Annotated in this window: 6 protein-coding genes; all 6 read right to left on the bottom strand. The window is 34.4% G+C overall.

Annotated elements, in window-relative coordinates; translation table 11 throughout:
- Positions 1-440 precede the first annotated feature (440 nt).
- Positions 441-2,507, bottom strand: coding sequence for a beta-N-acetylhexosaminidase (locus tag AABD74_RS19370; RefSeq protein WP_406843988.1), 2,067 nt, complete (start codon positions 2,505-2,507; stop codon positions 441-443).
- A gap of 154 nt (positions 2,508-2,661) precedes the next feature.
- Positions 2,662-4,602 (bottom strand): glucosamine-6-phosphate deaminase, encoded by a 1,941-nt coding sequence (nagB, locus tag AABD74_RS19375; RefSeq protein WP_232682298.1) that lies wholly within the window; start codon positions 4,600-4,602, stop codon positions 2,662-2,664.
- Between the two features lie 101 nt (positions 4,603-4,703).
- Positions 4,704-6,281 carry a RagB/SusD family nutrient uptake outer membrane protein gene (locus AABD74_RS19380; RefSeq protein ID WP_406843989.1) on the bottom strand — a complete coding sequence of 526 codons (1,578 nt, stop codon included), beginning with the start codon at positions 6,279-6,281 and terminating at the stop codon, positions 4,704-4,706.
- A 156-nt stretch (positions 6,282-6,437) separates the two neighbouring features.
- Positions 6,438-9,485 carry a SusC/RagA family TonB-linked outer membrane protein gene (locus AABD74_RS19385; protein WP_406843990.1) on the bottom strand — a complete coding sequence of 1,016 codons (3,048 nt, stop codon included), beginning with the start codon at positions 9,483-9,485 and terminating at the stop codon, positions 6,438-6,440.
- A 329-nt stretch (positions 9,486-9,814) separates the two neighbouring features.
- Positions 9,815-10,813, bottom strand: coding sequence for a glycosyl hydrolase family 18 protein (locus AABD74_RS19390; protein ID WP_406845647.1), 999 nt, complete (start codon positions 10,811-10,813; stop codon positions 9,815-9,817).
- Between the two features lie 196 nt (positions 10,814-11,009).
- Positions 11,010-12,533, bottom strand: a complete 1,524-nt coding sequence (locus tag AABD74_RS19395; RefSeq protein ID WP_406843991.1) for a SusD/RagB family nutrient-binding outer membrane lipoprotein — start codon at positions 12,531-12,533, stop codon at positions 11,010-11,012.
- Positions 12,534-12,536: the final 3 nt, after the last annotated feature.

Here is a 12,536-nt window from a genome sequence, read left to right on the forward strand (position 1 = left end):
AATAAATAATTGGGCCGCAGCAGTATTACTGCCGGGTTTCGCTCAACTCAGGTTGGAAGGCTGTGCTGATTGGAAATAAACTCAAATTAAATTCTATAGATAAATATTACTATTACTGATTGTTCATAATCAATAGCAAATAGTAGTGACTGATATTTATTTATAATTTTTAAAAAATTAATATTAAATACAAATGATAAATTTGGGACGACTCATCAATCTATACTCTTTTTTTGTCATGTTTAGGTATTCTTTCTATTTGGTTTTAAAATGTTAATACTCCGTTAGTGGTTATTTTTTATATTTTATTATTCGAAGGTTAAAAAGGGATTTATAAAGTTTAACATAATTACCTCTACCAGATATTTCTGGCAGAGATAATTAGCACTCAAAACATTAGCGGTAACTTAAACTTGCTAAATACTAATTCAAACCAAACCTTAAATTAATTTCTTTAAACTTTCATAAACCGACAGCTCTACGTCAGCATGATCTTTTGTATTGCATTGCTCTATTAAACTTTTTAAATCTGCTGCTTTTAAAGTCGATTTATTATCTAAAACAAGCAGTAATTCCTGCGATGCATCACTTAATTTTTTAGACAAAGGCAAAATTGGCTGCACCAAAGGTGCATTTGCACTCAGCTCTATTAAACTTTTATTTACGGCAATCCATTTATTAAAAAATAATGCCACTTTTGCTTTGTTATCTTCTGTTTTATTTGCCAAATATTGTGTTACTGCATCATTAAAAGCTAAAGATTCTTTAGCATCAGGCGTACACGCATCAGCAAAAAGTGTAAACGGAGAATACATTTGATATTCTGTTCCGCCTTTGTTTCTTGTATATCCTTTTAACGGTTCACAAACATTAGAGAACTCATTAACAGATTCTACATTTTGATTATTCGCGATATTTCTTAAAATAACATCTTTGTTTTTAATATGTGTCAATCCTAATTCTTCTAATCTAAAAGAAACATTTTCAAGACGTTTACGCATACTGGCAAGATCTGTAATATTCTCTGCAGACCAAAGTCTTTCTGCAATTGCCGCTGTTCTTGGCCAAACTCTTGAATCTATCGTTTCAGGAGTTGTAAGTTCTGTCCACATTGTTGCTTCTCCACCTAAAATTCTTGCTTTTTCTTCTGCCGTTAAATCAGCTCCTTTTGGCATCGGATCATTTAAATAATGACTTGCAGCCGGATACATTAAGTCAATATAATATCCGTTTGACAGAACCGTTTTATAACCTTTTTTTACTGCATCGACTAATGACTGCCCCGCTGTAACACCTTCATTTGGCCCTCTCCACGAATGTACAATGGCTTCTTTTGAAAGATCTTTTGTCAAGATTTCTTCCCATCCCATTAATTGTTTTCCGTGTTTTTTAAGCATCGGAGCCAACTGCATGGTGAAATACGTTTGTAATTCGTGATTGGTTTTTAAATTATGTTTCTTTTTAAATTCCTGAATTTTCGGATTGGCATCCCAATCTTTCCCTTCATTCTCATCTCCCCCAATATGAAAATAAGCTCCGGGAAATAATGGGCATACCTCATCAAAAAGTTCACTTAATATTTTATATGTTTTAGGATTTGAAGGATCTAATGTTGGCGAAAAAATACCTGCATTTCTTTCAATTCCATAGGTAGCGATTGCTGTACCCTGAATATTTTTTTCAGAAGTTCCCCCTGTCAGCGTAATCACTTTACTTCCTATTTCCGGATAAGCCGTAAGTATTGCAGATCCGTGACCTGGAACATCTATTTCCGGAACTATTAAAATACCACGCTCATCAGCATATTTTACGATATTTCTAATTTCCTCTTGTGTGTAATACAATCCATCCGAAGCTAATTCGATTAATTTTGGATGTTTTTTAGTTTCAATTCTCCAGCCCTGGTCATCAACCAAATGCCAGTGAAAAACATTCATTTTCATTGCTGCCAATGCATCAATATTTCTTTTAATAACATCTACAGGCTGAAAATGTCTTGCTGCATCAATCATTAAACCTCTCCAGGTAAATCTTGGAAAATCTGAAATTTGAGATACCGGAAAATAAAATGATTTACTGTCATTTTGCAGCAGCTGCAATAACGTTTCTAATCCATGCAAAGCACCTAAATCGCTTGTTGCATTGATCGTTATTTTGTTTGATTTTATATCTAAGCTGTAACTTTCGTCTTCGTATAAACCAATTTTTCCGTTTTTATCACAGTTAATCTGTAATTCAGCGTTTGGAAATTCGTTTAGTTTAGAAATAAAACCCTGCTCGAAAAATATACCTGTTCTACCATCTAATCGGCGCAAAAAACGAGTCACTCCTCCAAAAATTCTTGGATTTGGATTTCCGGAAATATTAACTTTAAAGTTTTTGGTTAAAGTAAAATTTCCATCGTTTACAACAACATTCTGAGGCCAGGGCATAAGATTCAACTGCTCTTTTTTAATTTGAGCACCAGCTGTTACACCCGCTAATAGTAGTACAAATAAATATTTCATTTTTATTTTTTTTGGTCGGATGTTTTTCTGAAACATCCATTTAAATTAGAAAAAACAAAACTCAGAAAGACTTCTGCTTACCTCACTTATCGCTTTGAGGTCTATCTGAATTTTGTGGTTTGATTCGCTCTCACCCGAATCTTAAGAAACAACTTTAATAATCAAAACGTTTAAAAGCTTCAATAGCTTCGTATTCTGCCAGTCCTAATTCGTCGTACAGAACAGCTGTATTTTTATTTCGATCTTCTGCTCTTACCCAGAATTCACGAGAATCGTTTCCTTGGAACATTACCCTGTCTTTTTGAGACTGATGGTATAAAATGGCATGACGTTTTAATAAAACTTCTGACGGCGAAAGCGGCACCGCCATATCTATTTCATGAATATCCCACTCGTGCCAAGCTCCTCTGTAAAGCCATAGCCAGCAGTCATCCATGTATTTTTCTGGTTTTAATTGTTTCATTGCTGCAAAAATAGCATTCAGACAAACTTCATGCGTTCCGTGTGGATCTGCCAAATCTCCTGCGGCAAATACCTGATGCGGTTTTATTTTAGCAATGATATCTTTTACAATAGCAATATCTTCCGGCCCTAACGGATTCTTTTTTACTTGTCCTGTTTCATAAAACGGAAGGTCTAAAAAGTGTGTGTTTTCATCTTTTAAGCCAATGTATCTTGTTGCTGCGTAAGATTCTCTTCTTCTAATTAATCCTTTTAGTTTCCTAACTTCCAGAGAATCGATTTGATTTTCTGATTTGTTATTTAAAAATTCAATTACAGATTTGAAGTTGATATCTTTTGGAAGATTTCCACCAGTGAAATCATTACAAACTTCAGCAAATTTTAATGCTTCGTCATCTGTAACTGCAATATTTCCAGAGGTTTGATATACTACGTGTACATCATGACCTTGTTTAATCAATTTTGAAAATGTTCCTCCCATCGAAATCACATCATCATCTGGATGCGGACTAAAAAGAATCACTCGTTTTTTTGCAGGATTAGCTCTCTCCGGACGGTGTGAATCGTCGGTATTTGGTTTTCCACCCGGCCATCCTGTGATGGTATGCTGCAAGACATTAAACATATTAATGTTTAAATCATAAGCAGAACCTTCTTGTGCCAAAAGATCAGACATTCCGTTGTTGTTGTAATCTCTGTCTGTTAACTTTAAAATAGATTGTTTTGTTTTTTGGCACAACCAAACAATCGCTTTACTTTTTAATTCTTGTGTCCAAATGCATTCTCCAACTAACCAAGGTGTTTTGAAACGTGTTAATTCAGAGGCTGCAGACTGGTCTAATACGAAAGTTGCATTAGGATGATTTTGTAAAAATGTAGCTGGAACTTCAGAACTAATATCACCCTGAACGGTTCTCTTGATAATATCGGCTTTGTTTTGTCCCCAAGCCATTAATACAATTCTTTTAGATCTCATAATGGTAGAAACCCCCATTGTGATGGCTCTTTTTGGAACGTTGTCAATTCCATTAAAGTCAGATGAAGCATCTACTCTTGTAATGTGATCCAGTGTAATAATTCTTGTTCCGGAATTGATGTGTGAACCCGGTTCGTTGAAACCTACGTGACCTGTACGCCCAATTCCTAATAACTGAAAGTCTAAACCTCCAGCTTGTTTAATATTCATTTCATAGTCGATACAATATTGATTTAATTCGTCAATAGTTACTGTACCATCAGGAATATTTACATTTTCTGGTTTAATATCAATATGATTAAAAAGATGCTGGTGCATGAAATAATGGTAGCTCTGATTGTTTTCTCTGTTCATTGGATAATATTCATCCAAGTTAAAAGTGATTACATTGCTAAAGCTTAGTCCTTCTTCTCTGTGCATTCTAACTAATTCCTCATATACTTTTATAGGAGAAGATCCTGTTGCCAAACCAAGCACGCAAGATTTATTTTTTTCCTGCTTAGATCTAATTAACTGAGCGATTTCCTGCGCTACAATTACCGATGCTTCAGCAGAACTTTTGAAGATTTCGTTGTGAATTTTCTCAAATCGTGTTTCTTCAAATTTTCCGGCGCTTTTATAGCTGATATCAGGTTTTGTTTCTAAAGCACTTTTCATTTTTTTTCTTTTTTTGGTATGTACAATTTTGGTTTTTGAAACAGTACAAGCAATTTGCATTGCTTATACTGTTTACTAACCAAACTTAAAATCTCATTTTTTTAGAATTTGTTCACTCCAGTATCCCACCAAAGTCTTGTTCCTCCAGTATCTGGACCTCCTAAAAGGCTAACACCTTGTGCATAACCAGTTGGATTAGAAGTTTTCTCATTTACATAGAAATTCAATCTTCTTACAAATGTTCCATTTGGAATTTTTCCTCCAGAATAATTATTTACTGGTAAGAATAATTTTGGATATCCTGTTCTTCTTGTCTCAGCCCAAGCTTCTTGTCCATCAGGGAAACCAGCAATCCATTTTTGTGTAATGATTTTTTGCAGTTTCACCTCATTAGATGCTGCATCAGACCATTTTACAGTTACTAAATTTTGTGCTGCAATATTATTACCCGCGTTTAATGGATCTGTAAAATCAGCTGGTAATGAAACGTCATCACTAGTATAGGCAGATGCACTACCTGCCCCTAATTGTGCAAAAGAAACTGCAATTCCTGACTCATAGAATGATTGAGCAGATCCTCCAACATTCCATCCTTTTAATGCCGCTTCAGCTTTCAAGAAATGAGATTCAGATGCATTAAACCAAGGAATCAAGTTATTTTCTACAATAGGTCCAACTTTTGAGAACAAGTCTGCTTTAGCAGTTCTATAATTAGCATCAACTAAAGTTCCCATTCTAATACCTTGATAAACACCTCCGGTAGCAGTATGGAAAAAAGCTGCTCTTCTTGGATCATTATAACCATTCATGATAGATACAATTGCACCACCTGCGTTAATGTCTGCCCATGGACCTGTATATGTTTTAACAGGATGTTCAGCAATATAAGCCATGTTATCAGCATTAGAAGTAATAACACCTAAACCTGCCAATGCTGCTTCACCTTCTGCTTTTGCTTTTACAGGATCGATATTAGAAATACGTATTGCTAAACGTAATCTTAAAGAATTAGCAAATTTTACCCATTTTTGTATATTTCCGCCTGCTGTCGTTCCATCAGTTGCATCTCCTGCTGCAAAAAAAGTAGCAGAAGCATCAGCCGCTTTTGGAGTTAAGATATCAATTGCAGTTTTTAACTCAGCAAAAAATTGATCGTAAACTGCTTTTTGAGAATCGTAAGGTGTTGATCCGTCAGCGTTTCCAAAACCTGAATAAACGATCGGTCCATAATAATCTGTTGTTTTATGCATTGCATAAACTTTTAAGATAAGAGACCAAGCATAAAACTGAGGATATTTCTCTTTTGTTAATTTCTCAAGATTATAAGCATTAACCATCTCTCTTTGATACTTCTGAACCCATTCAGCACCATTCCATCCATCTAAAAGAGCGTATGTTGAATTATTTGTATTTCCTTCAAAATCATGAGGGGTCCCCATATATCCAGAAAAAATATCTGCATTTAAATTGAACTGAATGTCTCCCTGCCAATCATCTGCAACTAAGATATACATTCCTCTCTGCATTGTTTTAAGAGGAGCTTTTACCTGATTAAAGTCTTGCTCTAATTGTTCATTGCTAAAACCGGTTTCGTTAGTATTTATATCCTCAAAATCACCTGTACAGCTGCCTAATGAAAGAGCTAAAACTGAACCAAATATTAATAATTTATTTTTCATCTGTGAATTTTTATTGTTAATTAAAATCATTTTTTTGATTTATAAGCTACCTCCTCAGAGGTTAATTGTTTGTCATTTTCATATTTTTCTCCATTCAATGAACAAACAAAAGATCTTGCTGTAACCAAAAGGTTTTGTCCTTTTTATTATATTATTTTAGAAAGTTAAATTTAAATTAACACCTATACTTCTTGTTGAAGGCATTCCAAAAATATCAACACCTTGTAATCCTTCTCCAGAACTTAATGTTACGTTTGGATCGAACGGAGCATCTTTGTAGAAGAAAAATAAGTTTTTACCAACAAGAGAAACATTCACTGCATTGAAAATTGAGGTTTTGCTGAAATCAAAAGTGTAACCTAACGATAATTCCCCTAATTTGATATTTGTCGCTTTGTACATATATTCTCCTGTAGCACCGGCTCTATCTCCAACTGAACTATAATAATCTTGTGCGCTCATTGTAGTAACTGCATTTCCATTAGAATCTACTGCATTTATTTTAACTCCACCAGCATCTCTTGCAGCACCAGAAGCTTTGGAAACACCATAAGAATCAAGCATTGCTTCAGTCATGCTCATTACATTACCTCCAAATCTACCATCGATAAGAATATTTAAGAATATTTTTTTGTATTTGAATGAGTTTGAAAAACCTAACATAAAATCAGGATTTGAGCTTCCAAAATCTACCCAATCCGTCTTTTGAATCTTAGCAGCGGCACCAACACCGTCAAGTATCATTTGACCTTGCTCATTTCTTAAAATATTTTTCCCTTGAATTTCACCAAATGGTTTTCCAACTTTTAAAACATATCTGTAGCTGTTTGGATCTCCATTTGTTAAAATAACAGTATTTACATCACCATTTGCACCTGTACCTAAATCAAGTACTGTATTTTTATTTGAAGCATAGTTTAATCCAAGATCCCAAGAAAATGTATTTGTTTCAATTGCTTTACCTGTAAGTGTAATTTCAAAACCTTTGTTTTCGATACGACCAGCATTAAATGCATAGTTAGTATATCCTGTAGTATTTGGAATTGGAGCTGGGGCAGTAATCAATTGATTTTTTGTCTCGTTTCTGTAATAAGTAAAATCAAATCCGATTCTGTTATTTAAAAATCTCCATTCTGTTCCAAATTCATATGAATTTTGCATTTCTGGTTTCAAAGAAGTTCCAGGTTTTGGACCTACTATAGGCGGTGTAACTTGACCACCAACTATCGTATTTACTGGTGAAGTTAAAAAAGCATTAACATCATTACCTACCTGAGCAAAAGATCCTCTTACTTTTGCATAACTAATTGCTTCCGGGAATGTTACCATTTGGCTTAGAATTGCAGACAAACCTACAGAAGGATAAAAGAAACTTATGTCATCTGTATTTACTAGAGTTGAAGACCAGTCATTTCTTCCCGTTACATCAAGATAAATCATGTCTTTATAACCAAAAGTTGCACTTGCAAAAAGAGACTGAACTTCTTTTTTACCTCCAATAGTGTGTGCATTTCTTTCAGCAGATACAAAATTTCCTGTATTAAACCAGTTCGCATTTATTAATCCATTTTTTTGACCTGAATCACTTATATAAGCGTCATTAATTGTAGATTTTGTAATACTTGTACCAATGTTAGCACTGAATGAGAAATCTTCATTGAATTTTGTATTGATAGTAGCAATTAAATCACCATACAATTGTGAACTTTCACTATCTGAGTAAATATATCTACCTGTAGATGGAGCCAATGTTTCATTAGTTCCGGCATACATTCTTTTATCAAAAGTATTATAAAATTTATTATAACCTCCTCTTGCTTTAATACTTAACCAGTCAGTTGCTTTATAGGTAAGAGCCGCAGAAGTAATTAAAGATTGATTTTTATCGATAGATCTGTTTCTGTTTAAGATCCATCCTGGATTTTGAATAATATCCGATGTTGCAGATGGCCATCTTTGATCCATTAAGTTTCTCGCAGGATCGAAAACTTCAAAATTCTTATAATAATCATTAAAATCATTTCCTCTTGGAAATAAATAAACTCCAGTCAAAGGGTTAAAATACAATCCATTTGTTGGTTTATTTATAATCTTTTGCTCTGCATAAGATATCGAACCGTCTACAGTTACTTTATCATCAAATAACTTAACGCTTTGACGAAGTGCAATGTTATTTTTCTTAAACTCGTTTGTTGGGATTATTCCATCAACTTTAGTGTTTGCATAAGTAAGGCTAGTTGACATTTTATCAGATCCGCCATTTACAGATACAGAGTTAATCATTGTTAAACCAGTATTGTAAAAACCTTTTACATGGTCTGGAGATTTTTTAGGAGCACCCCAAGTTTTGTCAGATGATGGTGCAGCACCATAATTAGTTTGAAATTCTGGTAAAGAAACCACATTATCTACAAAAACACTTGCATTATAAGCAGCTGTTACTTTACCTTCTTTTCCTTTTTTAGTTGTTACTAAGATTACACCATTTGCTCCTTGAGAACCATATAAAGCAGCAGCAGAAGCTCCTTTCAGAACTGTCATAGATTCAATGTCATCAGGGTTCATCATTGAGATTGCATCTCCACCATCTCTGTTTCCTCCTGCTGTATCACCAAAAACTTGATTAGCCTGAGCAGAGTTAGAGTTCAATAATGGAACTCCATCAATAACATATAAAGGCTGGTTATTTGTAGCAGATGAGTTACCACGAATAGTCACTTTTACTGCACCGCCAGCTCCAGCAGAGCTTTTTCCAACAATTAAACCAGCTACTTTTCCAGATAAGCTGTTCATTAAGTTAGCATCTTTTACTCTCGTTACTTCATCACCTTTAACCTCTTGGGCTGCATAAGTAAGCGTCTTTTTTGATCTTTTAAGCCCTAATGAAGTTACAACAACTTCATTTAATGCATTTGACGCTGCTTGTCCCATTTTTACATTAATTGTAGCAGCATCGCCTACAACTATATTTTGTGTTTCTAGGCCAACATAGCTAAAAACTAATGTTTGTCCTTTTTGAACCTCAATTGAGTACAATCCGTCAAAATCGGTAGTAGCACCTTTTTGACCTCCTTGTACAGCAACAGATGCACCCGGTAACGGCATCCCATCAGAATCTGTAATCACACCTTTAACATTTTTTACTTGTGCAAGCGAAACCTGCGCCGTAAAAACAATCATAAAGATTAAGAAAATTTTTTTCATGTTTATTTATTTTGTTAGTTATGAGGTAAAATTATTCTTAAGAGATTGTTAAAAAAAATATATTATACAAACTGCTGCAATTTTTAAACGAACGACATAAAACATTCAATAATCTGCGAACCGAAAACGTATTCGTTTCTATTAAAAGCAGAATTCAACCCATTTACAGCTATTTTTATTCAAAAAATTTACAATTCATTAAAAATTATACAAAATCAGCAAATATTTAGAAATCTGGTATTTATATAAAAGGTTTCGCTTCTTTTTAATTTAATAAATTAGAAAGAAGCGAAAAATTAATTAGTCTTAAAACACTGTAAAATAGACACTTAATTACCGCACATGCCCGAAGTTTTAAATTTTAAAGAAGAATATTTTTTATGGATAACATCTAATAAGGAATATTCAGTAAATGAATCCTGTGCCAGTTCCCAAATCATTATTCCTCCTGTATACTCTGCAGCATATTCTACTTTTTTGGAAATTGTGGGTCTGCCGTTATAATATATTTTTCCAATTTCGTCCTGATCTGCAAACTTAGTTCCTGCCTCGACTATTTGCTCAAAAGTTGAACTTGTTACTTCTGGAAAAGTAAAATTATACCCGTAAAAAGGAAGTCCAAGTGTAAGTTTTTCACTTGGAACATTTTGCTGTTTATGCCAAAATTCGATTCCATTTCTTGCGAACTCAAAAGAACTGTCCTGTTCAGCTTTTGCCGGACTCCACGGTCCTGTACTATCATAGGCCATTATATTTATAAAATCAAAAGCGTTTAGTGCTGCGGAATTTATATTTACAAATCGGGTATTATTGGGTAAAGCTGCCGTTAGAAGTTTTTTATTCTCAGCCAAACTCTTTTTTAATTCAACCACAAAAACGCTGTAGCCAGATGTTACTGCATCCCATTCGAGATCAACATCGACTCCGTCTAAATTATGATCTTTTACAAATTTTAGAATATTTTGAATGAATGCCGGACGGTTTTCAGATTTATCAATTAATGCTGACCAGTTTTTGGCCTGCTCTTCGGAAATAACACCTCCTGCCAGCGAAATACTTACAATAATATTCGGGTTAACTGATTTTGCGTATTTAACTACAGCGTCAATATCTCCTGTAAATAGTATGTTTCCATCTTTATCAGGATTAGCAAATGCAATATTTAAATGTGTCAGCTTACAAAACTGAATCGAGGTTATTTTACTGAAACTATCCGTTGATAAATAGCCTACGACTCTTGCAGTTTTTGTTTTTGATTCTTCCAGATCACGCTCTTTTTCGTTTGTGCAGCTATATACTGAAAAAAGCGAACTTATATAAAAAAGGATGAGGCTGTCTCAAAAGTCGAGACAACCTCTTTTTTATTCGGATACCTATCGGAGAAATTTTCCGTTTACGCGATTCTCAACAGCTTGATTTTACTTTTGAGACAGCCTCTTTATTTTTTATCATAATTTTTTTAATTTAATTAGAATGAAAATATGACCTCATTAGGCATAACTAACTTATATTTTTAGGATTTATTTAGTTTGCATCCCACCAAACTTTATTCAGCCAGTCGTTTGTTCCTCCCATTCTTGATAAAGCTTCTAAATAGTTTTTCTCATTTTTCTGCATCTCATCATTAGGATAATATAAACGTTTTGGTGTAACCCCGCCTGTTTCAGAATCTGGATTTGTTATTGGAATTAATACCGGAAATCCTGTTCTTCTCCAGTTCGAATAGGCTTCAATACTATTAAAGATATAAGTAATCCAAAGCTGTGTTGAAATTTGTTTTAATTCTTGTCCGGCAGCTAAAGGTTTAGCATTTAGATATGTATCGATTGCTGCTTGTGTTGCAGGTGCTGCTCCATAAATTTCTAATTGTCTGATACCTGCTTCAACTCCTTTTTTATAGTAGTCTGCAGCAGAACCTGCAACCCAGCCTCTAAATGCTGCTTCAGCAAGTAACAATTGAGATTCTGAATAACTTACGTGTAAAAACGGTGTGGTTTTTTGCTTAAAGTAAGATTGAATTCCAGATGTCGAGCTTGCTCCCATTGGAACTTCCCATTGAAAAAGTCCTGGTTTTACACCTTCATAAGGTGTTTCACCCGGCTGCAATGGCGCTCCCCAAGCAAGGCTGCTCGTTGTTTTTGGAGTTGCATACATTGGTAATCTTGGATCTCCGTTGTCTCTTAAAAAGTCAATAACTAAAGTACTAAAATGATCTCCATTTTCATTTCCTACAAGAGCATATGCTAATCCGTTTCCTCTAAAATCAATAGAAGCAGGATCATCATTAAAAGTAGCATCTAAATGTTTCATAATACAGTTATCAGCATTGCTTGTAAAAACTCCTGCCGCTAAAGCTGCTTTTACTTGTTTTTCTGCTTCTGCCGGTTTAACCTCCGAAATTCTCATTCCCAGACGTAATCTTAATGTATTAGCTAATTTTTTCCATTTAGTAATATCTCCGCCATAAAACAAATCTCCTTTTACAGATCCGCCATTGGCATTTAATTGACTATGGGCTTCTTCTAAATCATGAAAGAATGACATATAAATTTCTTCCTGCGTATCATATCTAGGCGTTACAATTCCTTTAGAAAAACCTAATCCGGCTTCAGAATAAGGAATATCTCCATAAATATCAGTAATACGCTGTGCAACCATTACTTTCATAATTTTAGCCACAGCATTCATATTTACGGCAGACTGATCTCCATTTGTTTTTTCAAGGATATCCACTACGTTTTTTAATTCGTTTTGGTAACCGTTTCTCCAAAGAGCAGTTGCATAACCGTCATCTTTTTTGAATTTGCTTCCAAACTCAGTTACGTTCCATGCACCTGCATAATGCTGTACAAAACCACCTGAATAAATTAAATTGGTTCTCCATTGGTAAAATCCGTCACCCGACATACATAATTGGGTAAACGTAAGCTGTCCTGCCGGATTTGCAGACAACGCAACCGGATCTTTTTCCAGTTCGTCAAAATTTTCGGTACAGCCTACTGCAGTAAACAATGTGAGTACGGCTATTATTATTTGTTTAAATTTCATAAT

This window comes from Flavobacterium soyae, from assembly GCF_045348165.1.
GTDB classification, from domain to species: Bacteria; Bacteroidota; Bacteroidia; order Flavobacteriales; family Flavobacteriaceae; genus Flavobacterium; species Flavobacterium soyae.